Below are 24,588 nucleotides of genomic sequence, written 5' to 3'. Positions count from 1 at the left end.
ACGAGGCTCAGAGCTTCAGGAGCGCCTTGGTCTCCTGGAGCTGGACGATCTGGCCGTTCAGCTCCTCGCGCTTCTGCAGGTCCTCGGTGGCGTCGCGCTGCATCTCGATCGCCTCGATGTCGCGGTCGAGGGATTCGTGCGTCAGCTCCTCGATCGGGGCGGCGCGCTCGGCGAGCACGGTCACGGCCGTCGGGCCGATATCGGCGAAGCCGCCGCGGACGTAGATCCGCTTGCCGCTGCCCTGGCTCTCGGTGATCACGATGACGCCGACCCGGAGGGAGGTCAGCACGGGCGCATGGCCCGGCATCACGGTCATCTCGCCCTCGGTGCCGGGCAGCTGAACGGCGGTCACCTCGCCGGAATACAGCGTCCGCTCGGGGCCGACGAAATCGAAGTGGAAGGTGGCCATGGCCTGACGTGTTCCCGGATCGGCGGCGCGCGCCCCGCCAAGCGGGCGGAGCGTCTCGGAAAAAGGCTGCGCGGACGGCACCGGTCAGGGTCGCCCGCGCGGCCTCTGTCCCCTTCCCGCGCGGGGAAGGGGGTGTCGTCTTACGCGGCCTTGAGCTTCTTGGCCTTCTCCTGGGCCTCCTCGATGGTGCCGACCATGTAGAAGGCGGCCTCCGGGAGGTCGTCGTAGTCGCCGTTCACCAGGCCCTTGAAGCCCTTGATGGTGTCCTCGAGAGCGACCTGCTTGCCCGGCGAGCCGGTGAACACCTCGGCCACCGAGAAGGGCTGCGAGAAGAAGCGCTCGATCTTGCGGGCGCGGGCCACGGTCAGCTTGTCCTCCTCGGACAGCTCGTCCATGCCCAGGATCGCGATGATGTCCTGGAGCGCCTTGTAGCGCTGCAGGGTCTGCTGGACGCGACGGGCGACGTCGTAGTGCTCCTCGCCGAGGATCGCCGGCGACAGCATGCGCGAGGTCGAGTCCAGCGGGTCCACCGCCGGGTAGATGCCCTTCTCGGCGATCGAGCGCGACAGCACGGTCGTGGCGTCGAGGTGGGCGAACGAGGCGGCGGGCGCCGGGTCGGTCAGGTCGTCGGCCGGCACGTAGATCGCCTGCACCGAGGTGATCGAGCCCTTGGTCGTGGTGGTGATGCGCTCCTGGAGGGCGCCCATGTCGGTGGCGAGCGTCGGCTGGTAGCCCACCGCCGAAGGGATGCGGCCGAGGAGCGCCGACACCTCGGAGCCCGCCTGCGTGAAGCGGAAGATGTTGTCGACGAAGAACAGCACGTCCTGGCCGTCGTCGCGGAACTGCTCGGCGATCGTGAGGCCGGTCAGGGCGACGCGCGAGCGGGCGCCCGGCGACTCGTTCATCTGGCCGTAGACCAGGGCGCACTTCGAACCCTCGGCGGAGCCGTGCTCCTTCGGGTCGACGTTCACCTTGGACTCGATCATCTCGTGATAGAGGTCGTTGCCCTCGCGGGTGCGCTCACCCACGCCGGCGAACACCGAGTAGCCCGAGTGCACCTTGGCGATGTTGTTGATCAGCTCCATGATCAACACGGTCTTGCCGACGCCGGCGCCGCCGAACAGGCCGATCTTGCCGCCCTTCGCGTAGGGGGCGAGCAGGTCCACCACCTTGATGCCGGTGACGAGGATCTGGGCCTCGGTCGACTGCTCGGCGTAGGAGGGGGCCGGCTGGTGGATCGCGCGGAACGTGTCGGCCTGGACCGGGCCGGCCTCGTCGATCGGCTCGCCGATGACGTTCATGATGCGGCCCAGCGTGTTCATGCCGACCGGAACCTTGATCGGCTCGCCGGTGTCGGTGCACTCCTGGCCGCGGGTCAGGCCCTCGGACGTGTCCATGGCGATGCAGCGGACGGTGTTCTCGCCGAGCTGCTGGGCGACCTCGAGGACGAGGCGGGCGCCGTTGTTCTTGGTCTCCAGCGCGTTCAGGATCTCGGGCAGGTGGCCCTCGAACTGCACGTCGACCACGGGGCCGATGACCTGGGTGATCTTGCCGACCTTGTTGGAGCCGGTGCCGGGGAGTGCGGTGTTCGCCATCGTTAACCTACCCTTCAAGCTGTGCGGTCGGGTCGCGGTGCCTCAGAGGGCTTCCGCACCCGAGATGATCTCGATGAGTTCCTTGGTGATCATGGCCTGACGCGTCCGGTTGTAGATCAGCGTCTGCTTCTTGATCATCTCGCCCGCGTTGCGGGTCGCCGAGTCCATGGCGCTCATGCGCGCGCCCTGCTCGGAGGCGGCGTTCTCCAGGAGCGCCCGGTAGATCTGCACCGTCAGGTTCTTCGGCAGCAGCGTCTCGAGGATCGCCTCCTCGGACGGCTCGAATTCCAGGGCGGCGTTGCCGGCCGCCGCCTTCGCGGTCGTGTCGACCGCCGGCAGCTCCGCGGGGATCAGGCGCTGCGCCGTGGGGATCTGCGAGATGACCGACCGGAACTCGGAGTAGAACAGGGTCGCGACGTCGAACTCGCCGTTCTCGAAGCGGGTCAGGATCTTGTCGGCGATCGAGGCGGCGAACTCGTAATCCACCGGGCGGTTGCCGCGGATATCCATGCTCTCGACGATCTGGTCGCGGTACTGCCGGCGCAGCGCGTCGAGACCCTTCTTGCCGACCGTCATGATCTTGACGGTCTTGCCCTCGGCGGCGAGCTTCTGGGCGTGCTCGCGCACCGCGAGGCGGACGATCGACGAGTTGAACGCGCCGGCGAGGCCGCGGTCGCCCGTGCACACCACGAGCAGGTGCGTCTGCTCGGAGCCGGTCCCGGACAGGAGCCGCGGGGCGCCGACGCCGCCGACGAGGTTGCACGCGAGGTTGCCGAGCACCGCCGACATCTTCTCGGCGTAGGGACGGCCCGCCTCGGCGGCCATCTGCGCCCGGCGCAGCTTGGCGGCGGCGACCATCTGCATGGCCTTGGTGATCTTCTGCGTCGCCTTCACCGAGGTGATGCGGTTGCGCAGGTCCTTCAAACTCGCCATCGGGTGAGGTCCAGGTCCGTTCTATGGGCCTCTCCTTCCCTCGGCGGGAAGGAGCCGGAAGTGCGGGCGGTGCGGCGGGGACCGGGATCCCCACGCACGACCCGAGATCCCTCCCCGCGGGGAGGGGCCTCACATCAGCCGATCGACTTGGCGACGCTCTCGACGACGCTCTTCAGCTTGCCGGCGTTCTCGTCCGACAGGTCCTTGGAGGCGGCGATCGAGTCGAGCAGGTCCTTGTGCTTGGACCGCAGGGTGCTGAGCAGCGCGTCCTCGAAGGGACGGACCTTGCTGACCGGCATCTTGTCCAGGTAGCCGTTCACGCCGGCGTAGATCACCGCGACCTGCTCTTCCATCTTCAGCGGCGAGAACTGCGGCTGCTTCAGGAGCTCGGTGAGCCGCGAGCCGCGGTTCAGGAGCGCCTGGGTGGAGGCGTCGAGATCCGAGCCGAACTGCGCGAAGGCGGCCATCTCGCGGTACTGCGCGAGCTCGCCCTTGATCTTGCCGGCGACCTTCTTCATCGCCTTGGTCTGCGCCGAGGAGCCCACCCGCGACACCGAGAGGCCGACGTTCACCGCCGGGCGGATGCCCTGGTAGAACAGGTCGGTCTCGAGGAAGATCTGGCCGTCGGTGATCGAGATCACGTTGGTCGGGATGTAGGCCGAGACGTCGTTGGCCTGGGTCTCGATGACCGGCAGCGCGGTCAGCGAGCCGTTGCCGGCGGCGTCGCCCATCTTGGCGGCGCGCTCGAGCAGGCGGCTGTGGAGGTAGAACACGTCGCCCGGATACGCCTCGCGGCCCGGCGGGCGGCGCAGCAGCAGCGACATCTGGCGGTAGGCCACGGCCTGCTTGGACAGATCGTCGTACACGATCACGGCGTGCATGCCGTTGTCGCGGAAGTACTCGCCCATGGCGCAGCCGGCGAACGGCGCGATGAACTGCATCGGGGCCGCGTCGGACGCCGTGGCGGCGATGACGATGGAGTACTCCAGCGCGCCCTGGTCCTCCAGGACCTTCACGAACTGGGCCACCGTCGAGCGCTTCTGGCCGATAGCGACGTAGATGCAGTAGAGCTTGGCCTTCTCGTCACCGCCGGCGGTGTGGCCCGGCTTCTGGTTCAGGATCGTGTCGAGGGCGATGGCGGTCTTGCCGGTCTGGCGATCGCCGATGATCAGCTCGCGCTGGCCGCGGCCGACCGGGATCAGGGCGTCGATCGCCTTCAGGCCCGTGGCCATCGGCTCGTGCACAGACTTGCGCGGGATGATGCCCGGAGCCTTGACGTCGACGCGGCGACGCTCGGTCGACTGGATCGGGCCCTTGCCGTCGATCGGGTTGCCGAGGGCGTCGACGACGCGGCCGAGCAGGCCCTTGCCGACCGGCACGTCCACGATGGCGCCGGTCCGCTTGACGGTCTGGCCTTCCTTGATCTCGCGGTCGGAGCCGAAGATCACGATGCCGACGTTGTCCTGCTCGAGGTTCAGGGCCATGCCGCGCACGCCCGACTCGAACTCGACCATCTCGCCGGCCTGGACGTTGTCGAGGCCGTAGGCGCGGGCGATGCCGTCGCCGACGGACAGGACCTGCCCGACCTCGGAGACCTCGGCCTCCTCGCCGAAGTTCTTGATCTGCTCTTTCAGGATCGCGGAGATCTCGGCGGCGCGGATGTCCATACTCGGGCCTCTGTCGCTGATGCGTCTATGCGTGTTCGGGTCGGATGGGGGCGCTTACCGCGCGGCCCGCATCGCGAGGCGGATACCGTTGAGCTTGGTCTTGAGGGAGGCGTCGACCATGCGCGAGCCCATCTTCACGACGAGGCCGCCGATCAGGCTGGGATCGACCACGAGGTCGACGGCGACATCGGCCTTGGCGATGTCGCGCAGCGACGCCTTGATCTCCTCGATCACCGCGTCGGAGGGCTTCTCGGCCACCCGGACCTGCGCGCGGACGATGCCCTTCGAGTCCTGGACCAGGGTCCGGAACGCGTCGATCATGTCGGGCAGGGCGAAGAGCCGGCGGTTCGAGGCCGCGAGGCGGATGAAATTGCCGGCGAGGCCGCCGATGCCCGCCTTGTCGAGCACGGCGCCGATGGCGGCCGCCTGCTCCTCGGCGCTGAAGACCGGGCTGCGGACGAGGCGGCGGAGATCCGCGCTCTCCTTCAGCAGCGTGTCGAATTGATCGAGAGACTCGGCGACCGCGTCGACCTGGCGCTCGTCGCGCGCGAGCTCGAACAGGGCGGAAGCGTACCGGCCCGCCACGCCTGCGACCAGGGGACCAGCCTCGGAACCGTTCTGCGCCACCCGTCGCTCTCTTCTCTGGTTGCCCGTCCGCTCCGCGCGCTCCGGCTGGAGCGCGGTGCGAGACCGTTCGGGACGTGGGATCGCGCCGGCAACGGACAGGTCGAGAACTGTCCTCGCGGCGCGGCGACCGCCTAGCATGCCAGCATGGCCGCGCGCAACACGGCAGGCGCGCGTCGCTGCGCGTCAGGACGGCGGAAGTGTGACGCGGGTCCCGCCTCAGCAGGCGAGCCGGTCGCAGCGCCGCACGCTCGCGATCATCTTGGCCATGGCGCCGGCGCCGGGATGCCCGAGGATCCCGCTGTTGCCGATCACGTAGGACGGCGTCGCGTAGAGGCCGAGATCCGCGGCCATCCGCATCTGGCTCTTCAGCGCCGCGCGCACCTCCTCGCTGTCGGCGATCTCCTCGACCTCCGCCTGCGGGATCCCCATCGTGGCGGCGACGGCGAGCGCGCCGGGCCCGTCGATGCGGCCGGGCTTGCCCAGCAGCGTCTGGTAGAAGCGCCACGCCGCCTCGGAGCCGAGCTTGCGCTGCACCGCCAGCATCACCTTGGCGGCCTGGGCGGATTGCGGCGACAGGATCGGGTTGTGGACAAGCCCGATCCGCAGCTCCGGATCGCTGTCGTGCAGGGCGACCACGTCGGCGGCCGCCTTCCGGCAGTACGGGCAGTTGAAGTCGAAGAACTCGTAGAGCGTGGTCCCGGCATCCCGCGGCCCGACATAGGTCACGCCGCGCAGGGCCGGGATCTGCCCGGTGATCTCGCCCGGCAGGATCGAGTTCGCCACCGCGCGCCCGTCGTCGCCCGTCACCGCGACCCGCTGGCCGTAGGATTGCGCGGAGGCGCCGGTCAGGCCGGCACCGAAGGTGGCGGCTGCGGCGAGCAGGAGACGTCGCGAGACAGGCTTCGAAACAGGCATGGGACTCGTCCGGGGCATCGCTGTCCCGCTCCGGCCGCGCCGAAGCGGAGCCGGACCAGAACCAGGGGGTCGAGTCGGTTTCATGGCCGAGCGGCCGTGAACGTCGCGCTACCGCGGGGCGGGCGCGGCCTAGCGCAGCCCCTTCGGCCGGTCGCCGGTCGCCCAAGCCAGGGCCTGCTCGAGCCGGTCGTTGCCCCAGAACAGCTCGCCGTCATCGACCAGGAACGTCGGCGCCCCGTAGATCCCGCGGGAGCGCGCCTCCTCGACGCTGACCCGTAGCTTCGTCTTGTTGGCCTCGGCGGCGGCGGCCCGCACGGTCTGCGTGCCGTCGAGCCCGAGCGAATCGAGGATATCCGCGACGGCCGCCGGCTCCGCGATCGAGCGGCCCTCGGCGAAGCTCGCGGTGAAGACCGCCTTCGAGAACGGCACCAGCCAGGGCTGGTCCTGGCCGAGGATCGCGACCCGCACCGCGCTGAGGCTGTTCTGCGGGAACTGGGCGGGGCGCGTCACCGGCGGCAGGCCGAGGCGCGCGGCCTCGCGCTCGACGTCGCGCCACATGTTCTTGCCCTTGGCCGCGTAGAGATTGAACGGCGAGGTGGTCCAGCCCTGCGCGGCGAAGAGCGGCCCGACCAGGAAGGGGCGCCACCGGATCGCCACGTCCGCCTCGGCGGCGGCGGCCTCGACGCGCATGGCCGCGAGGTAGGAGTAGGTGGAGGCGAATTCGTACCAGAACTCCAGGATTGGCTGGCGCGCCATAGACTTCGCTTCTCCGATGCACTCTCGCGGCGATGACGACCTGCAACGCCCGCGCCGTTTCTGACACAACCGCAAGGCCGTCGTGAGGCGAAACGCGGCCGATCCTCCGGCATCTCGGCTACGCGCGAGGCGGCGCGCCGGTTGCAGGCCGGTGACACCCGCGATAAGCCGCAAACGCCGAGCCAGATCCCTCGCCCAGTTCCGGAAGTCCCATGTCCGTCCCCGCGAAGAGCCCCGTGAAGAAGGTCGTGCTGGCCTATTCCGGCGGCCTCGACACATCGATCATCCTGAAGTGGCTGCAGACCACCTACGGCTGCGAGGTCGTCACCTTCACGGCCGATCTCGGCCAGGGCGAGGAGCTGGAGCCCGCGCGCCGCAAGGCGGAGCTGCTCGGCATCAAGCCCGAGAACATCTACATCGAGGACCTGCGCGAGGAATTCGTCCGCGACTACGTCTTCCCGATGTTCCGGGCGAACGCCGTCTACGAGGGCGTCTACCTGCTCGGCACCTCGATCGCCCGGCCGCTGATCGCCAAGAAGCAGATCGAGATCGCCGAGCGCGTCGGCGCCGACGCGGTCTGCCACGGCGCCACCGGCAAGGGGAACGATCAGGTCCGGTTCGAGCTCGGCTACTACGCGCTGAAGCCCGACGTCACGGTGATCGCACCCTGGCGCGAGTGGGACCTGCGCTCGCGCGAGCAGCTCATCGCCTTCGCCGAGCAGCACCAGATCCCGATCGCCAAGGACAAGCGCGGCGAGAGCCCGTTCTCGGTGGACGCCAACCTCCTGCACGCCTCCTCGGAGGGCAAGGTGCTGGAGGATCCGGCCGTCGAGGTGCCGGACTACGTCTACTCGCGCACCCTCTCCCCCGAGGAGGCGCCCGACCAGCCGACGGTCATCACGATCGGGTTCGAACGCGGCGACGCCGTCTCGATCGACGGCGAGGCTCTGTCGCCCGCGAGCCTGCTGACCAAGCTCAACGAGCTCGGCCGCGCCAACGGCATCGGCCGGCTCGACCTGGTGGAGAACCGCTTCGTCGGCATGAAGAGCCGCGGCATGTACGAGACGCCGGGCGGCACGATCCTGCTGCCGGCGCACCGCGCCATCGAGTCGATCACGCTGGACCGGGGGGCCGCGCACCTCAAGGACCAGCTCATGCCGCAATACGCCGAGCTGATCTACAACGGCTTCTGGTTCTCGCCGGAGCGCGAGATGATCCAGGCCCTGATCGACAAGAGCCAGGAGAAGGTCACCGGCACGGTGCGGCTGAAGCTCTACAAGGGCGGCGTCCACGTGATCGGCCGCGAGAGCCCGCACTCGCTCTACGACCAGGACCTCGTGACCTTCGAGGAGGGCGCCGTCGCCTACGATCACCGCGACGCGGCGGGTTTCATCAAGCTCAACGCCCTGCGCCTGCGCACCCTGGCCCAGCGCAAGAAGCGCGAGGGCTGAGCCCGGTGCCGGTCGCCGCCGTGCGGGCGGTGGCGACCGGAGGTAGCCGTCAGGCGGGGAGCCAGCGCTCGGCGGCCCGACGGAAGTCGCCGGGCCCGAGATCGGCGTAGCGCAGGAAGATCTGCAGGGCCGGCTGCAATTCGCGATGGAGGCGCACGAGCCGCGTCTCCGCGTCCTCGTCGTCGTTCGCGGCCGCGCCCGGCACGGCGGCGAGAAGGCGCTTCATCGCCGCGGTGTAGGCGCCGTCCGCGCCGTAGGGCCGCTCCGGGTCGACGCGCGGCACCCCCTGCTCGGCGTTCCACCCGATATTCAGCTGCGGGATCAGCGCGAGGTGCTCGGGCGTCACCGCGAAGGTGATGACGTCCGGGGTCTCGCCGGTGGCCGCGTCCCGGAAGACGTCGCCCACGGCGCCCGGATCGAGCTTGGCCAGACCGTTGTGGTACTGGTACCGGCCCGGCTTCAGCTGCCCGTTCTGGACGAAGACAGCGAGGCCGTCCTCGAGCGACCGGTGCTCCTCCTCGGCGCCCTCGTCGTCGCCGGTGACGTTGGCGATGTCGCCGTCGCGGTCGAGGCTGCCATAGGGGGCGGCCGGGTGGATGGTCGGCGCCCCCGGCTCGGCGCCGTCCCAGGCGACGACCATCCGGCGGATCAGGGCGATGCGCTCCAGGCTCAGGTCGTAGACGGCATCGCTCATCGTGTATCGGTCCCGGCTCTCACGCTTGGAAGGCCCGTCTTACAGAGGCGAGTCGCCCCCTGCTACCGCCGCAAGCAGCCCGTGAGGCCGTCGATCTGTCCCATCATCGCCTGGATCCGCGCGGCCCGGCGGCGCACCCCGGGGGAGGGCCGGCCGGCGCTGCGGGTGATCGGGTTCGGCAGCACGGCGGCGAGGAGGGCGGCCTCGTTGCGGGTCAGCCGGCTCGCGTCCTTGCCGAACCAGTGCCGGCTCGCGGCCTGCGCGCCGTAGATCCCGTCGCCCCACTCGGCGACGTTGAGGTAGATCTCCATCATCCGGCGCTTGCCCCAGAGCGTGTCGAGCGCCAGCGCCAGCGGGATCTCGATGGCCTTCCGGATGTAGGAGCGGCCGGGCCACAGGAAGACGTTCTTCACCGTCTGCATGGCGATCGTGGAGGCGCCGCGGCTCGGGGAATCCTCGTCCTCGACCACGTCGCGGATCGCGCCGAAATCGACCCCGTGATCCAGGCAGAAGCGCTGATCCTCCGAGGCGATCACCGCCTGCGGCAGGGCCGGCGCGATGGCGGAGAGCAAGACCGGATCCCGACTCACCGGCTGAAGCGTCAACCACCGTCCCAGCATCAGGGTCGACGGCGGCATCACCGCGCTATAGACGAGCGCCAACGTCAGCGCGAGGACGAACCCGACGGCGGGGAGCAGCAGCAGCGCTCCCACAAGCTGTCGGACGCGACGGGAACGGCGCGGGCGCGCGAGCGGGAGGTCGCGACCTGCCGTCTCCCGCCTGCGTCGAGCCCCGTCCACCGTGAGTCCGTCCCCGCCCAACTGACACCCGATTGGTTTTCGCAAGGCCAGGACCGGACGTAAGCCCGATGACCCCGACCCCCTCAACGCAGGCACCGACCGGTTCGGTCAAGGCAGTCACGCCGGCCGCCGATTTTACCCACAGGTTGACGGAGGTCGCCGGCACGGTCGAGACCTTCCTGGTCGAGCGGCTCGGCCCCGCGGTCGGCGCCGGCGAGATCGCCCGGCCGCCCCGCCTGATGGAGGCCATGCGGCACGCCGTGCTCGGCGGCGGCAAGCGTCTCCGGCCGTTCCTCGCCATCGAGACCGCCCGGATGCTCGGCGGCTCCGAGGCCGCCGCGCTGGCGGCCGGTGCCGGCGTCGAGCTGGTCCACTGCTACAGCCTCGTCCACGACGACCTGCCGGCGATGGACGACGACGACATGCGCCGCGGCAAGCCCACGGTCCACAAGGCCTACGACGAGGCCACCGCCATCCTCGTCGGCGACGCCCTGCAGACGCTGGCCTTCGAGATCGTGGCCGACCCGACCTGGCAGCCGGATGCGCGCATCCGCGCCGACCTCGTGCTCGGCCTCGCCCGGGCCTCGGGCCTCGGCGGCATGGTCGGCGGCCAGCTCCTCGACCTCACCGCCGAGGGTCGGTTCGGCGCGGCCAACATGGACGTGGACGACACCCTGCGGATGCAGGCGATGAAGACCGGCGCGATCCTGGCCTTCTCGGTGGAGGCCGGCGCGATCGTCGGCGGTGCCGACAAGGACCAGCAGGCCGCACTCCTGCGCTACGGCCTCGCCCTGGGGCAGGCCTTCCAGATCGCCGACGACATCCTCGACCGGGAGGCCTCGCCCGAGGCCATGGGCAAGGCCACCGGCAAGGACAAGGATGCCGGCAAGGCGACGCTCGTCGACCGTCTCGGCATCGACGGGGCCCGCGCCGAGTGCGACCGCCTCGTCGGCGTCTGCGAGGACGCGGTGTCGTCCTGGGGGGAGGGCGCCCGCGTCCTGCGCGACGCCGCCCGCTTCACGGTCGCCCGCAAGACCTGATCGCGCCGGGCGGGGGAAACCCGGCCGCCGCCTCGGGCGGCCGGGCCGGGCCCGGCGGCCCGACCTCCGCGAACACTGCGCCACGACCACGCGAGGCACGCCACAAGCGATCGCGGCACCGCCGGATCGAAACCCTCCGCGAGGCGGACCCGCGCCGTCCCGATCGGGGCCATCCGAGGCGGGGCCGCGGAGCGCGCGGCGCCGGTCAGAGCCGGTTGGTCTTGTTGTGGACGTCGAGGCACACGGCGGCGAGCAGGACGACGCCCTTGATCACCTGCTGCCAGTCGACGCCGATCCCCAGGATCGACATGCCGTTGTTCATGATGCCGATGATGAAGGCGCCGATCACGACGCCCGAGACCTTGCCGATCCCGCCGGCCGCCGAGGCGCCCCCGATGAAGCAGGCCGCGATCACGTCGAGCTCCATCCCGACGCCGGCCTTCGAGTTCGCGGTGTTGAGCCGGGCGACGAAGATCATGCCGGCGAGGCCCGCCAGCGCACCCATGTTGGCGAAGGTCAGGAAAGTCAGCCGCTCGGTCTTGATGCCCGAGAGGCGCGCGGCCTTGATGTTCCCGCCCAGCGCGTAGATCCGGCGCCCGATCGTCGTCCGCGTCGTCACGAAGCCGTAGAGCGTCACCAGAGCCAGCAGCACGAGGAGCACGTTGGGCAGACCCCGGTACGCGCTCATCTGCCAGGCGAAGGCCAGGATCAGGATGGCGGTCACGCCGTTGCGGCCGATGAACGCCGCCGGGGACTCGGCCGGGCTCCCGTTCCGCAGCCGCGCCTGCCGCCGTCGCCAGTTCAGCCCGGTCAGCGTCGCGACCAGCGCGGCGGCGATCAGGACGGCGGTCCAGGGTCCGGCGCCGTTGACGAGGAAGCCCTTGGCGAGGAGCTGGAACACCTCCGGGAACGGTCCGATGGAGGCCCCCTGCAGCAGCACCTGCGTCAGGCCGCGGAACACCATCATGCCGGCCAGGGTGACGATGAAGCTCGGGATGGCGAGGTAGGCCACGAAGTAGCCCTGCAGACCGCCGATGACCGCGCCCACCGCGAGGCACAGGAGGGCCGCAGAGAACGGGTCGACGTGGAAGCGGACCATCAGCAGGGCGGCGAGCGCCCCCACGAAACCGACCACCGAGCCGACCGACAGGTCGATATGCCCGGCCACGATGACCAGCAGCATCCCGAGCGCCATCACGACGACGTAGCTGTTCTGGAGGATCAGGTTGGTCAGGTTCAGCGGCTGGAACAGGACGCCGCCCGTCGCGACCTCGAAGAACAGCGTGATCGCCGCCAGCGCGACGACGAGCCCGTAGGCGCGCAGCTGCGCCATCGGCAGGCGGCCGCGCTCGGCCCGGACTTCGCCCGCGGCGGCGGCCGGTATGAGGTCGCTGCCGGGGCTCACGGACTTGCTCACTGTGATGTCGGTCATCCGTTCGGCCCCCTGGAGCGCATGATGGCGCGCATGATCGCTTCCTGGCTGGCCTCGGCGCGGTCGAATTCGCCCACGAAGCACCCCTCGTTCATCACGTAGATGCGGTCGCAGAGGCCGAGCAGTTCCGGCATCTCCGAGGAGATCAGGAGGACGCCGCGGCCGTCCTCGGCCAGCTCGTTGATGATGCTGTAGATCTCGTACTTCGCGCCGACATCGATGCCGCGGGTCGGCTCGTCGAGGATCAGCACCTTGGGCCGGGTGAACAGCCACTTGCTCAGCACGACCTTCTGCTGGTTGCCGCCCGACAGGTTCACGGTCTGCTGCGTCACCCCGACGGAGCGGATGCGCATCTTGGTGCGGTAGCCGGTCGCGACCCGGTGCTCGGCCGCCTCGTCGATCACCGCGGCGGTGGAGATCCCGGGCAGGTTCGCCAGGGTGGTGTTCCGGGCGATGTCCTCGCCCAGCACGAGCCCGAGCTGCTTGCGGTCCTCGGTGACGTAGGCGAGGCCGGCCGCGATCGCCCGGTCGATCGTCGAGACGTCGACCTCGACACCCTCGATCCGGACCGTGCCCCGGATGTCCCGGCCGTAGGACCGGCCGAAGAGGCTCATGGCGAGCTCGGTCCGGCCCGAGCCCATCAGGCCCGCGATCCCGACGATCTCGCCCCGGCGCAGGCTCAGGTCGACGTCGCGCACCACCGCCCGGTCGGCGTGGACGGGGTGGTGGACCGTCCAGTCGCGCACCTCCATCAGCACTGCGCCGATCCGCGGCGTGCGGACCGGGTAGCGGCTCTCCAGCGTGCGGCCGACCATCGCCCGGATGATGCGGTCCTCGTCGATCGCGCCGCCGCGGCAGTCGAGGGTCTCGACGGTGCTGCCGTCGCGCAGGACCGTGATCCGGTCGGCCACCTTGGCGATCTCGTTCAGCTTGTGGGAGATCAGGATCGAGGCGATGCCCTGCGCCTTGAAGCGCAGCAGGAGCTGCAGCAAGGCCTCACTGTCGGTCTCGCTCAACGACGCGGTCGGTTCGTCGAGGATCAGGAGCTTCGCCTCCTTGGAGAGCGCCTTGGCGATCTCCACGAGCTGCTGCTTGCCGACCCCGAGATGGGTGACGAGGGTGTCGGGGCTCTCGTCGAGCCCCACCATCGCCATCAGCGCGCGGGCGCGGGCCTGGACACGATCCCGGTCGATGACCCCGAACCGGGCCGGCTCGTTGCCGAGGAAGATGTTCTCGGCGATCGACAGGTACGGCACCAGGGCGAGTTCCTGGTGGATGATCACGATGCCGAGGCGCTCGCTGTCCGTGATGTCCCGGAAGCGGCCCGGCCGCCCCTCGTAGGTTATGTCGCCCGTGTACGACCCGTAGGGATACACGCCGCTCAGCACCTTCATCAGCGTCGACTTCCCCGCGCCGTTCTCGCCGACCAGGGCGAGGATCTCGGCGGGCTCGACCGTCAGGTTGACGTCGGCGAGGGCCTTCACGCCGGGGAAGGTCTTGGTGATTCCCCGCATTTCGAGAACGGGCTGCATGCGGCGCCTACCAGCTCGGACTGCACGTTCGGCCCGCGCGACAGTCGTCGCGGCGGGGATCGGATCGGGCGGAGCGACCGGGCTCCGCCCCGGCATCGGTCACTTGAGCTGGTCGAGCGTGTAGTAGCCCGTGTCGATCAGGGCCGGCTTCCAGTTGGCCCGGGTAACGATCACCGGCGTGAGCAGGTAGGACGGGACGATCTTCTTGCCGTTGTCGTAGGTCTTCACGTCGTTGACCTCGGGCTGTCGGCCCGCCTCGATGGCGTCGATCATCGCCACCGTCACCTTGGCCAGGTCCCGGGTGTCCTTGAAGATCGTCGCCGTCTGCTCACCGGCGATGATCGACTTGACCGATTGCAGCTCGGCGTCTTGGCCGCTGATCACCGGCAGCTTCACGCCGCCGGACCCGTAGCCCACGCTCTTCACCGACGAGAGGATCGCCGTGGAGATGCCGTCGTAGGGCGAGAGCACGGCATCCAGATGGGCGTTGCCGTAATAGGCCGAGAGCAGGTTATCCATCCGCGCCTGGGCGGTCGCGGCGTCCCAGCGCAGGGTGGACACCTTGTCCATGCCGAACTGGCCCGAGCGCACAACGAGCCTCTTCGCGTCGATGTAGGGCTTCAGCACCGACAGGGCGCCGTCGTAGAAAAAGTATGCGTTATTGTCGTCGGGCGAACCGCCGAACAGCTCGATGTTGAAGGGCCCCTTCCCGTCCTTCAGGCCGAGGGCGTCGACGATGGATGTCGCCTGCTGAACGCCAACCTTGTAGTTGTCGAAGGTGGCGTAGAAATCGACGTTCGGCGTCCCCCGGATGAGCCGGTCGTAGGCGATGACCCTGACGCCGCGCTCGCTCGCTTTCGACAGCACATCGCTGAGGGTCGTGCCGTCGATGGAAGCGATCACCAGGATCTTCACGCCGGTGGTGAGCATGTTCTCGATCTGGGCGAGCTGGGTCGGGATGTCGTCGTCCGCGTATTGCAGATCCGGCTTGTAGCCCATGGCCTTCAGAAGCCTGACGATGTTGTTGCCGTCGTCGATCCAGCGCTGCGATGACTTGGTCGGCATGGCGACCCCGATCGAATCCCCGCCGGCCGCCTGCGCCGATGCCGTGGCGCACGCGCCGATGAGCGACAGGCCCAGGATGTATTTGAGAACCGTATGCCTGGCGATCATAATCCCCCCTATCGCTGCGCAGCCGGACTTCGACTTCAATCGAAGCGAGTCCGTGCTTCCGTTATTGTCGATTGATTATTTTTTATAATTACAACTCGATGTTTTACTTATCTAGTCTATGGCCGACACTCATCCACTGCCCGACCGAATATCCCTGCGGGAGCCGATCCGGCAAACTTGGCCGGGTTGGCAGGCAGAGGCGCAATCCGGGCGCCGCCGGCAGCCTCTTCGAGGGCCAAGCCCGCACCTTGAGAAGCTCGAGCATTCGATTTGTATGAGTTATAGAAGGGTCCGTCAATCGGCACGCGCGGCGCCCCGTCTCGCGGCGCGATCTCAGGTGTGTGTGGAGCGCGCCGCGGGTTCAGGTCCGAGTTCGATCGCCGGTCGGCGCGATGGGGTCGCGCGGGCCACGGGGCGCGGCCGGCCGATCGGCACGGCGGCGACGACCGGTCCGCTCGATCGGATCAGGGCAGGCCGGATCGCGTGTCCGCACCGCCAAGCAGTTCAGCGCGGCGTCGCCGCGCGGGCCCGAAAACCGCGTTGGTTCAGCCGCGGCCGACGAACGGCATCTTGGTGGCCATGATGGTCATGAACTGCACGTTGGCCTCCAGCGGCAGGCTCGCCATGGACAGCACGGCCTGACCGACATGGTCCGGATCCATCACCGCCTCGGCCCGCAGGGAGCCGTCCGCCTGCGGGACGCCGGCCTTCATCTTGCCGCCCATGGGCGTGTCGGCGTTGCCGATATCGATCTGGCCGCAGGCGATGTCGTAGGCCCGGCCGTCGAGGGAGGTCGCCTTGGTCAGCCCGGTCACGGCGTGCTTGGTCGCCGTGTAGGCGATGGAGTTCGGTCGGGGCGCGTGGGCCGAGATCGAGCCGTTGTTGATGATCCGGCCGCCCCGGGGATCCTGGTCGCGCATGATCCGGAAGGCGTGCTGCGTGCACAGGAACAGCGCCGTGAGGTTGGTGTCGACCACCTGCCGCCAGGTCTCGAGGGGCAGATCCTCCAGCGGGACCGCCGGAGCGCCGATCCCGGCATTGTTGAACAGCAGGTCGAGCCGGCCGAACTCCGCCTTGGTCCGCGCGAACAAGGCGGCGATCGAGTCGGGATCGGTCACGTCGGTCGGGACCGCCACCGCCCCGTGACCGATCCGCGCGGCGACCTCCTCGAGGGGAGCCTGACGCCGCCCCGAGAGGACGACGCGCCATCCGGCGTCGGCGAGCGCCAGGGCGGCGGCCTTGCCGACACCCGTCCCGGCCCCGGTCACGATCGCGATCCGCTCAAGCCCCGACATGCGTTCCTCCCGGTTCCGGTGTTTCACCGCCTGTAGCGGATGGCCGCCGCCGCGCGAAGGCACCGGCGTTTCAGATGCGGGCCGCGGTCACGGGGCGTACCGGCGGCCGCCATGCGCTATGGTGGTCGAAAGACACGGGGACGGGAACGGAACGATGGGGCAGGGTTCGTCGGCAGGCCTGCGCGGGACGAGCGACGCGGCGGTCCCGGCGTGAGCGCCCCCGAGATCCCGTTCCTCGCCGGCCTCGACGCGCCGGCGGTCGCGGCCGTGCGGGCCCGGATGGTGCCGGTGGCGGTGCCGGGCGGCCGGACCCTGTTCGAGCAGGGCGAGACCGGGGACGCCCTGTACACGCTGGTCTCCGGCGCGGTCGGCGTCTCGGCGCGCGACCATGCCGGGCGGCCGACCCGGATCGCGCGCCTGCGGCCGCCCGAGACCTTCGGCGAGATGGCCCTGCTGTCGGACGCCCCTCGGGCGGCGACCGTGATGGCGCTGCGCGATTCGCACCTCCTGCAACTCACCCGCGGGGCCTTCGAGGCGGTGATCGCCGAGCACCCGCACACGCTCCTCTACTTCGCCCGGATGCTCGCCGACCGCCTGCGGGCGATCTACGACGGCCACTCGGTCCACCACGCGCCGCGGATCTTCACGATCCTGGCCGTGACCGAGGGGCCCGATCCGGCGCGGGTGGCGCGGCAGCTCGCCGCCGCCTTCGACGCCCTGCTGCCCGGGCAGACCGGCTGCCTCACCGACTGGCCGGAGGGCGCCGACGAGGCGTGGTTCCAGGCCTTCGAGGGCGCCCACGCGCGCACGATCTTCGCGGCGCACGACATCGACTGCCCCTGGTGCCGCCAGAGCCAGCGGCGGGGCGACCATGTCCTGCTCCTCGCCGAGCCCGGCGCGCCGCCGCGGCCGGGCGCGGCGGCCTATCTCGACCGGGTGCGCTCCGACTGGATCCGCATGGACCTCGTCGTGCGCCAGGACCCCGCGGCCCGGCGCCCGAGGGCCCTGCATCCGGAGGTCGCCGCGCTGCCCGCGGCGATGCGCATCCAGGTCCGGGACGGCGACCGGGGGGATCTGCATCGCCTCGCGCGGCTCGCCAGCGGGTCGGCGCGCGGCCTCGTCCTCGGCGGCGGCGGGGCGCGTGGGCTCGCCCATCTCGGGGTGCTCAAGGCCCTCGACGAGGTGTCCTGCGCGCCCGACTTCGTGGGCGGGACCAGCATGGGCGCGATCATCGCGGCGAGCCTCGCCATGGGCTGGAGCGTCGCGGAGATCCAGGCCCAGATCGAGGCGTTCTTCGCCACCAGCAACCCGATCAACGACTACACGCTGCCGCTGCACGCGCTGACCCGCGGCGCCAAGGTCGATGCCGGCCTCGCGGCGCGCTACGGCGGCGTGCGCATCGAGGACCTCTGGCTGCCGTTCTTCTGCGTCTCGTCGAACCTGACGACCGGCAACACCATGGTGCACCGCTCGGGCGACCTGCCGAAGGCCCTGCGCGCCAGCATCGCGATCCCCGGCCTCCTGCCGCCCGTGCTGTGCGACGAGGGCGTCCTGGTCGACGGCGGCATGATGAACAACCTGCCGGCCGACGTCGCCGCCGGGCTGGAGCGCGGACCGGTCCTGGCCGTCGATGTCGGGACCGACCGGGCGTTCCAGGACATGCCGCGGCGCGGGTGGAGCGGCCGGCTCATGCGCAGGCTGATCGGCTCGCCGCTGGCGATGCCGGGCCTGGCCCCGCTGCTCCTGCGCGCCGCCACCGTGTCGAGCGACGCGCAGAGCCTGATGGCGGCGGCCCACGCGACCGCCGTGCTGAAGCCGCAGCTCTCCGGCATCGACCTGCGGGCGTGGTCGCGCTTCCGGGAATCGGCGGAGCTCGGCTACCGGGAGACCCGCGCGGGCATCGCGACCGGGACCCTCGCGCGCTGGCTCGATCCGATGCGCTGAACGGGTGCGCTGACCCGGTGCTCTGACCCGGTGCGCTGAGATGTCCGCGTGCGGCGGCGCACGCGCGGCGCCCGCGGCCCTGTAACCCGGACCATCCGCCGACGATCTCCGGTGCAACACGTCATCGGGAGACCGGAACCATGACCCATCCTGCCAAGACCCCGACCGGCGCCGTGCCCGGTTCCGCGCCGGACCGGCGCGCCGCAGCCGACCATTCCGGGCCGCACGCCCTCCTGCACGGCGCCGCCTTCGTGCTGCTGTGCCTCTGGACGCGGACCGCGCCGGAGCGTCTGCGCGACCAGCTCTCCCCGGACGCCGGTGACGGCGCCGCGCTCGGCTTCTGAGCGGACCGGACCGGAGGATGCGCGCGTTCTCCGCCGCGGGGGGGCCCGACATGACGGAGCGCGCGCGAGGATGACCGTCGCGGGAGTGAGGTTTCGCCGGATCGCCCTGCCGGAGGTCGGCCTGCACGTGGCCGAGGCAGGCCCCGAGACGGGGCCGCCGACGATCCTGCTGCACGGCTTCCCGGAATCCTGGTACGGCTGGCGCCACCAGATCGGGCCGCTCGCCGAGGCGGGGCTGCGGATCATCGCACCGGATCAGCGCGGCTACGGCCTCAGCGACAAGCCGGCGGGGATCGCCGCCTACCACCTGGACCGGCTAGCCGGCGACGTCCTGGCCCTGGCCGACGCCTACGGCGCGCCCACGGTGCGGCTCGTCGGCCACGACTGGGGTGGCCTCGTCGCGTGGTGGGTGGCGAGCCGCCACCCCGAGCGGATCGACCGGCTGGCGATCCTCAACGCGCCGCATCCCGCGATCGTCGGCGCCTACATGCGGCGCCATCCCGGTCAGTGGCTGCGCAGCACCTATGTGGGCCTCTTCCAGCTCCCGCGCCTGCCCGAGCGGCTGCTCACGGCGGATCGCGGCCGGGCCCTGCGGCGCGCGCTGACGACCTCCAGCTGGCCCGGCACCTTCGCGCAGGCCGATCTCGACCATTACGTCGCGGCGTGGCTCCGGCCCGGCGCGATGACCGGCATGCTGAACTGGTACCGGGCCCTTGTGCAGCTGCCCCGGGCGCGGCCGCCGCGGGTGCGCGTGCCGGTGCTGATCCTCTGGGGGCGACGGGATACGGCGCTGCAGCCCGGCTTGGCGGAGGCGAGCCTCGCGTACTGCGACGCCGGCCGGCTCCGCTGGTACGAGCGGGCCAGCCACTGGCTCGCCCACGAGGAGCCCGAGGCGGTCAACGCCGACCTCGGCGCGTTCCTCCGCTAGCCGCCTTGCACCCGCGTGAAAGCGGGCCGGTCCACGCGGGCAAGTTGTAGAGCGATATTCAATGCACGGCCGGATCTCGCAAGTCTCCGCGCCGGCGAGTGCGGACGCGCGTCGGGCGGTGCGGTAATCCGTTCGCTTCTCGGAAGCCACGTACTATTTTTCGCTCGCCGCTCCGGAACATGACGAGCACTTGTCACTTGGTGGTGGCCCATGAGGGCTGATCGGAGCTACTCCACGATGTCTTTTCGTTCTTTCCTGACCGCGGGTGTGGTCTTCGGCGGCCTCCTGGCCGGAACCGTCGCGTCGCAGGCCGCGCCCGCGATCGCGCAGCCCGGCTTCGCCGGATCCGACATGGTCGAGACCGTGGCGATGCATCGCCATCACCGCATGCATCATCACCGGATGCACCGCCATCACTCGACCCGGCACGAGCGCCGGATGCGGCGCATGAACACGATGCGCCACGGCAACCCGAACGCCCGCAACCCGTCGCGCCCGGGCTACCAGCAGCAGCTCGGCAACACCACGGGCGGCCCGCGCTACTGACATCGCGACCGCGCCCGGATTCCGCGCAGGCTGTGGCGGATCCGGGCGCCATCCACCGGCGATGCGGAGTCCGGGCGCCTTCTCCCCAGTCGCATCGGTTCGCCCGGCCTGATTCGCCGGCGTCGCTCTGCTAAGAGGCGGCATGGCCAGAACCGCCGTCCGCCCCGCCGCCGACACGACGCCCACGCCCGGCCTGGACCCGGCCGGCGCGACGCCGATGATGGCGCAGTACATCGAGATCAAGGCCGCCAATCCGGACTGCCTGCTGTTCTACCGGATGGGCGACTTCTACGAGCTGTTCTTCGAGGACGCGGAGATCGCGTCCCGGGCCCTCGGCATCGTCCTGACGAAGCGCGGCAAGCACGCGGGCGGCGAGATCCCGATGTGCGGCGTGCCGGTCGACCGGTCCGACGACTATCTCAACCGACTCATCGCCCTCGGCCACCGCGTGGCGGTGTGCGAGCAGACCGAGGATCCGGCCGAGGCCAAGAAGCGCGGGCCGAAATCCGTGGTCCGCCGCGAGGTCGTGCGGCTCGTCACGCCCGGCACGATCACCGAGGACCGGCTCCTCGACCCGGCCCGCGCCAACCTCCTCCTGGCCATCGGCCGCCGGAAGACGGGGGAGGGGGCGGTCGCCTACGGCCTGGCCGCGGTGGACATCTCCACGGGCCGCTTCTCCCTCAGCGAGGTCGCGGGCGGCGACCTGTCCGGCGCCATCGCCCGGCACGACCCGCGGGAGATCGTCCTGTCGGAGGCGATCCACGCCGATCCGGCCCTGGCGCGCCTCTGGCAGGAGAGCCGCGCGGCCGTCGTACCTCTGGCGCAGGCCGAGCTCGAGCCCGCGGCCGCCGAGCGGCGCCTGCGCGAGCAGTACGGGGTCTCGACCCTGGAGGGGTTCGGCCAGTTCACCCGGGCCGAGATCGCGGCCGCCGGGGCGGCGCTGCTCTACATCGCCCGGACGCAGCTCGCGGCCCGTCCGCCCCTGGCGGTCCCGACCCGCGAGGATGGCGGCGCCACCCTGGCGATCGACGCGGCGACGCGGGCCAATCTCGAACTCACCCGCACCCTGTCGGGCGAGCGCGCCGGGAGCCTCCTCGCCACGATCGACCGGACCGTGACGGCGAACGGGGCGCGGCTGCTCGCCGAGCACCTCGCGGGCCCGTTGACCCATCTCGACGCCATCGCCCGGCGGCACGCCGCGGTGGCGTATCTGGTGGAGGACGCGCGCCTGCGCGGCTTCCTGCGCGACGCCCTGGCCCGCGCGCCCGACCTCGCGCGGGCGCTCTCGCGGACGGGGCTCGGTCGCGCGGGTCCTCGGGACCTCGCGGCCATCCGCGACGGCCTCGCGGTCGCGGCGGATCTCGGCGCGCGCCTCGCCGCCATGAACGGCCTCCCGGCGGAACTCGCCCGGCTGGCCGAGCATCTGGCCGAGGCCGACCGGGCGCTCATCGCGACCCTGGCGGCGGCGCTCGCCGACGAGCTGCCCCTGAGCCGGCGCGACGGCGGCTTCGTCCGCACGGGCTACCACCCGGAGATCGACGAGGCGCGGACCCTCGGACAGGATTCCCGCAAGGTGATCGCGGCCCTTCAGGCGCGCTACGCCGAGCAGACCGGCTGCCGGACCCTGCGGATCAAGCACAACAACCTGCTGGGCTACTTCATCGAGGTCCCGCAATCGGTCGGCGAGGCCTGCCTGAAGGGCCTGCAGAGCGAGTTCGTCCATCGCCAGACCATGGTGGACGCGATGCGCTTCACCAGCGTCGAGCTGGGCGAACTCGAATCGAAGATCTCGGGCGCCTCCGACCGGGCCCTGGCTCTGGAGGCCGCCGTCTTCGACGACCTCGCGGCCCGTGTGCTGGCCCAGGCCGAGCCCGTCGCCGAGGTGGCCGAGGCGCTGGCCGGGCTCGACGTGGCGGCGAGCCACGCGGAACTCGCCGTCGAGCTCGACTGGCGGCGTCCCGTGGTCGACGACTCGCTCAGCTTCGTCGTGGTCGGCGGCCGCCACCCGGTGGTCGAGGCGGCCCTGCGCCGGGCCGGCGAGCCGTTCATCGCCAACGACTGCGACCTGTCCGGCGACACGCGCGGCCGGATCCGCCTGATCACCGGCCCCAACATGGGCGGCAAGTCGACCTTCCTGCGCCAGAACGCGCTGATCGCGGTGCTCGCCCAGATCGGCGCCTTCGTGCCGGCCGCGGAGGCGCGGATCGGCCGGGTCGACCGACTGTTCTCCCGCGTCGGCGCCGCCGACGACCTCGCCCGGGGGCAATCGACCTTCATGGTCGAGATGGTCGAGACCGCGGCGATCCTCAACCAGGCGACCCGGCGCTCCCTGGTGATCCTGGACGAGATCGGCCGCGGCACCGCGACCTTCGACGGCCTGTCGATCGCCTGGGCCTGCCTGGAGCACCTCCACGAGGTGAATGCCTGCCGGGCGCTGTTCGCCACGCATTTCCACGAGCTGACGGCGCTGGGCGACCGGCTGGCGCGGCTGGAGAACGCCACCCTGAAGGTGGCCGAGCACCGGGACGGCGTCGTGTTCCTGCACGAGGTCGTGCCGGGCGTCGCCGAGCGCAGCTACGGGCTGCAGGTGGCACGGCTCGCCGGCCTCCCGGGCAGCGTCGTGACCCGGGCCGGGGCGATCCTCAAGAGCCTGGAGAAGGCCGAGCGGGGCCGTCCCGCCCGCGCCCGGATCGACGACCTGCCGCTCTTCGCGGCCCTCGCGCCACCCCCGCCGCCGGAGCCGCCGCCGGAGGATCCGCTGGGCGCGCTGCTCGACGGGATCGACCCGGACGCGCTGACGCCGCGCGAGGCGCTGGACGCGCTGTACCGGCTGAAGCGCGAGCGGGCGGCGCGGGGCTGAGACCCGTGGGCCGCGCGCCGGGGGCCTGACCCGAAGAATCTCAGACGGGCGCGGGCGAGAACCCGTCCGGGCAGGCCGGCCCGTCGCGGCCGGCCCGGCGATCGGCCACGTAGTCGAGGGTGCTGGCCACGACGCGCTCGGAATAAGGCTTGGCGATCACCCCGATCGCGCCGGCGAAATCGGCCGGGATGCGCTTGGCGTTGGCGGTCATGAACACCACGGTGGTGCGCCGGTCGGCCGAGAGCGCCCGGGCCACGTCGATGCCGGTCGGGCCGTCGACGAGGTGGATGTCGACGAGGGCGACGTCGGGCGCCGTGGACCGGCCCATCGCGATGGCCTCCGTCGCGTTGCCGGCGACGCCGACGGTGACGTGCCCGAGATCGTCCAGCAGGCATTCCAGCTCGAGGGCGATCAGGGCCTCGTCCTCGACCACGAGGATGCGGAGGGCGGCGTCCGCGGCGGCGTTCCCGGTCCCCATGCGCTCTTCGTCCTCCGGCCCCGCGGCCGACGAGCTTGATGCCTCCACGTCGATTTCTCAAGCCGGCTGCTGGAGCGGGATGTCGATCTCGACGGTCGTGCCCGGGCCGGCATCCGCCCAGGCGATGGTCCCGCGCATCTGCCGAACCACCATCTCCACGAGATTGCGCCCGAACCCCGCCGGGTTCGGGGCCGCCGCGGCGACGCCGACGCCGTCGTCGCGGATCGTCATGTGCATCCCGCCCTCGGTGCGGCGGGCGACGATCGACACGCGCCCCTCGCGCTCGCCCGGGAAGGCGTGGCGCAGGGCGTTGGCCGTCAATTCGTGGATCATCAGCGCGAGAGGCGCCGCCATCGCGGCGGCCACCGCGATCGGCTCGACATCGGCCTCCACCCGGCGCCGCTCCGGGTCCAGGCCGGCATTCATGTCGGCCAGGAACTCGGCCGCGAAGTCGCCGAGGTTGAAGTGCGTGCAGTCGCCCTCGGAGTAGAGCATCCGGTGGGCGGTCGAGAGGGCGCCGATCCGCTCCGCCATGCCCTGGAGCGCGTCGCGCGCCTCGCCCTCGGGCGTGCGCCGGGCCTTCAGGAGCATCAGCGACGAGATCACCTGGAGATTGTTCTTCACCCGGTGGTCGACCTCGTGGAGGAGGGCGGTCTTCTGCTCCAGCGCCGATGTCAGGTCCTGGGTCCGCGCCGCGACGAGGCGCTCCAGCTCGTCGTTGGTGCCGCGCATCGACACTTCCATCTGGTGGACATGGGTCATGTCCGCCTGCGCGGCGTAGAAGTAGGCGAGCCCCTCGGCGTCGCGCACCGGCGTGATGGTCATCGCGTTCCAGAACGACGACCCGTCCTTGCGATAGTTGAGCAGCTCCACCGAGATCGCCTCGGCGGACTCGACGGCCGCGCGGATCCGCTGGATCGTCGACCGGTCCGTGGCCGGCCCCTGCAGCATGCGGCAGTTGCGCCCGACGATCTCGTCGGCGGCGTAGCCCGTGGCGCTCAGGAACGCGTCGTTCGCCCAGGCGATCGGGTTGTCGGGCGCGCGCGCATCGGTGATGACCATCGGCGACGGGCTCGACGCGAACGCGTCGACCAGCGTCGCGAGGGGCGGACCGGTCTCGGATCGGGCACTCAACGCATCATTCCACAGTCAGGCGGTGGCCCCGTTCG

At 70.8% G+C, this 24,588-nt stretch carries 22 protein-coding genes; 7 read left to right on the top strand and 15 right to left on the bottom strand.

The window, feature by feature from the left end; all coding sequences use genetic code 11:
- Window positions 1-7: 7 nt before the first annotated feature.
- From ACX9MN_RS02825 to ACX9MN_RS02795, 7 genes are all read right to left on the bottom strand, one after another.
- Window positions 8-409: a F0F1 ATP synthase subunit epsilon gene (locus ACX9MN_RS02825; RefSeq protein WP_020093503.1), complete on the bottom strand. Its 402-nt coding sequence runs from the start codon at window positions 407-409 to the stop codon at window positions 8-10.
- 140 nt (window positions 410-549) lie between these two features.
- The gene (atpD, locus tag ACX9MN_RS02820) at window positions 550-2,004 is read right to left on the bottom strand and encodes a F0F1 ATP synthase subunit beta (RefSeq protein ID WP_020093502.1); all 1,455 of its coding nucleotides are present in this window, start codon (window positions 2,002-2,004) and stop codon (window positions 550-552) included.
- 42 nt (window positions 2,005-2,046) lie between these two features.
- Window positions 2,047-2,937: a F0F1 ATP synthase subunit gamma gene (locus ACX9MN_RS02815; RefSeq protein WP_489723645.1), complete on the bottom strand. Its 891-nt coding sequence runs from the start codon at window positions 2,935-2,937 to the stop codon at window positions 2,047-2,049.
- Between the two features lie 134 nt (window positions 2,938-3,071).
- Entirely contained in the window at window positions 3,072-4,604 is a 1,533-nt protein-coding gene (atpA, locus tag ACX9MN_RS02810) for a F0F1 ATP synthase subunit alpha (RefSeq protein ID WP_091977076.1), read from the bottom strand.
- Between the two features lie 54 nt (window positions 4,605-4,658).
- Window positions 4,659-5,231 carry a F0F1 ATP synthase subunit delta gene (locus ACX9MN_RS02805; protein ID WP_020093499.1) on the bottom strand — a complete coding sequence of 191 codons (573 nt, stop codon included), beginning with the start codon at window positions 5,229-5,231 and terminating at the stop codon, window positions 4,659-4,661.
- A gap of 216 nt (window positions 5,232-5,447) precedes the next feature.
- Complete coding sequence (locus ACX9MN_RS02800) at window positions 5,448-6,146, bottom strand: DsbA family protein (RefSeq protein WP_056522497.1); 699 nt, start codon at window positions 6,144-6,146, stop codon at window positions 5,448-5,450.
- 129 nt (window positions 6,147-6,275) lie between these two features.
- Window positions 6,276-6,902 carry a 2-hydroxychromene-2-carboxylate isomerase gene (locus tag ACX9MN_RS02795; protein WP_489723644.1) on the bottom strand — a complete coding sequence of 209 codons (627 nt, stop codon included), beginning with the start codon at window positions 6,900-6,902 and terminating at the stop codon, window positions 6,276-6,278.
- A gap of 212 nt (window positions 6,903-7,114) precedes the next feature.
- On the opposite strand from ACX9MN_RS02795, the gene ACX9MN_RS02790 reads away from it, so the two are divergent.
- Window positions 7,115-8,353 (top strand): argininosuccinate synthase, encoded by a 1,239-nt coding sequence (locus ACX9MN_RS02790; RefSeq protein ID WP_020093496.1) that lies wholly within the window; start codon window positions 7,115-7,117, stop codon window positions 8,351-8,353.
- Window positions 8,354-8,402: 49 nt separating this feature from the next.
- On the opposite strand, the gene ACX9MN_RS02785 is transcribed toward ACX9MN_RS02790, so the two are convergent.
- Together ACX9MN_RS02785 and mtgA are read right to left on the bottom strand one after the other, a co-directional pair.
- Window positions 8,403-9,047, bottom strand: coding sequence for a hypothetical protein (locus ACX9MN_RS02785; RefSeq protein WP_091977071.1), 645 nt, complete (start codon window positions 9,045-9,047; stop codon window positions 8,403-8,405).
- Window positions 9,048-9,109: 62 nt separating this feature from the next.
- A complete protein-coding gene (mtgA, locus tag ACX9MN_RS02780) occupies window positions 9,110-9,880 on the bottom strand; it encodes a monofunctional biosynthetic peptidoglycan transglycosylase (RefSeq protein WP_489725204.1) in 771 nt (256 codons plus the stop codon).
- A gap of 35 nt (window positions 9,881-9,915) precedes the next feature.
- Here mtgA and ACX9MN_RS02775 point away from each other — a divergent pair, with 35 nt between their 5' ends.
- Complete coding sequence (locus ACX9MN_RS02775; RefSeq protein WP_026604982.1) at window positions 9,916-10,887, top strand: polyprenyl synthetase family protein; 972 nt, start codon at window positions 9,916-9,918, stop codon at window positions 10,885-10,887.
- A gap of 205 nt (window positions 10,888-11,092) precedes the next feature.
- Here ACX9MN_RS02775 and mmsB read toward each other — a convergent pair whose 3' ends face one another.
- From mmsB to ACX9MN_RS02755, 4 genes are all read right to left on the bottom strand, one after another.
- Entirely contained in the window at window positions 11,093-12,220 is a 1,128-nt protein-coding gene (gene mmsB, locus ACX9MN_RS02770; protein ID WP_331299480.1) for a multiple monosaccharide ABC transporter permease, read from the bottom strand.
- Window positions 12,221-12,315: 95 nt separating this feature from the next.
- Window positions 12,316-13,851 (bottom strand): multiple monosaccharide ABC transporter ATP-binding protein, encoded by a 1,536-nt coding sequence (gene mmsA, locus ACX9MN_RS02765; protein WP_489723643.1) that lies wholly within the window; start codon window positions 13,849-13,851, stop codon window positions 12,316-12,318.
- A 99-nt stretch (window positions 13,852-13,950) separates the two neighbouring features.
- Window positions 13,951-15,024: a multiple monosaccharide ABC transporter substrate-binding protein gene (gene chvE / locus ACX9MN_RS02760; RefSeq protein ID WP_331299471.1), complete on the bottom strand. Its 1,074-nt coding sequence runs from the start codon at window positions 15,022-15,024 to the stop codon at window positions 13,951-13,953.
- A 545-nt stretch (window positions 15,025-15,569) separates the two neighbouring features.
- The gene (locus ACX9MN_RS02755; protein ID WP_056522513.1) at window positions 15,570-16,319 is read right to left on the bottom strand and encodes an SDR family oxidoreductase; all 750 of its coding nucleotides are present in this window, start codon (window positions 16,317-16,319) and stop codon (window positions 15,570-15,572) included.
- A 210-nt stretch (window positions 16,320-16,529) separates the two neighbouring features.
- On the opposite strand from ACX9MN_RS02755, the gene ACX9MN_RS02750 reads away from it, so the two are divergent.
- The 5 genes from ACX9MN_RS02750 to mutS all read left to right on the top strand — a co-directional run bounded on the left by ACX9MN_RS02750 (window position 16,530) and on the right by mutS (window position 22,941).
- Window positions 16,530-18,263, top strand: coding sequence for a patatin-like phospholipase family protein (locus ACX9MN_RS02750; RefSeq protein ID WP_489723642.1), 1,734 nt, complete (start codon window positions 16,530-16,532; stop codon window positions 18,261-18,263).
- Between the two features lie 140 nt (window positions 18,264-18,403).
- Entirely contained in the window at window positions 18,404-18,607 is a 204-nt protein-coding gene (locus ACX9MN_RS02745) for a hypothetical protein (protein ID WP_020093487.1), read from the top strand.
- A 70-nt stretch (window positions 18,608-18,677) separates the two neighbouring features.
- Window positions 18,678-19,535, top strand: a complete 858-nt coding sequence (locus ACX9MN_RS02740) for an alpha/beta fold hydrolase (protein WP_100252198.1) — start codon at window positions 18,678-18,680, stop codon at window positions 19,533-19,535.
- 237 nt (window positions 19,536-19,772) lie between these two features.
- Window positions 19,773-20,081, top strand: coding sequence for a hypothetical protein (locus tag ACX9MN_RS02735; protein ID WP_026604979.1), 309 nt, complete (start codon window positions 19,773-19,775; stop codon window positions 20,079-20,081).
- A 142-nt stretch (window positions 20,082-20,223) separates the two neighbouring features.
- On the top strand, window positions 20,224-22,941 hold the full coding sequence (mutS, locus tag ACX9MN_RS02730; RefSeq protein WP_100252197.1) for a DNA mismatch repair protein MutS: 2,718 nt from the start codon (window positions 20,224-20,226) through the stop codon (window positions 22,939-22,941).
- 40 nt (window positions 22,942-22,981) lie between these two features.
- Here mutS and ACX9MN_RS02725 read toward each other — a convergent pair whose 3' ends face one another.
- Entirely contained in the window at window positions 22,982-23,419 is a 438-nt protein-coding gene (locus ACX9MN_RS02725; protein ID WP_020093483.1) for a response regulator, read from the bottom strand.
- 57 nt (window positions 23,420-23,476) lie between these two features.
- The gene (locus tag ACX9MN_RS02720) at window positions 23,477-24,553 is read right to left on the bottom strand and encodes a histidine kinase dimerization/phosphoacceptor domain -containing protein (RefSeq protein WP_100252196.1); all 1,077 of its coding nucleotides are present in this window, start codon (window positions 24,551-24,553) and stop codon (window positions 23,477-23,479) included.
- Between the last annotated feature and the right edge of the window lie 35 nt (window positions 24,554-24,588).

The sequence above is a fragment of the Methylobacterium sp. 1A genome, from assembly GCF_058072805.1.
This window is presented reverse-complemented; position numbering and strand designations above follow the sequence as displayed.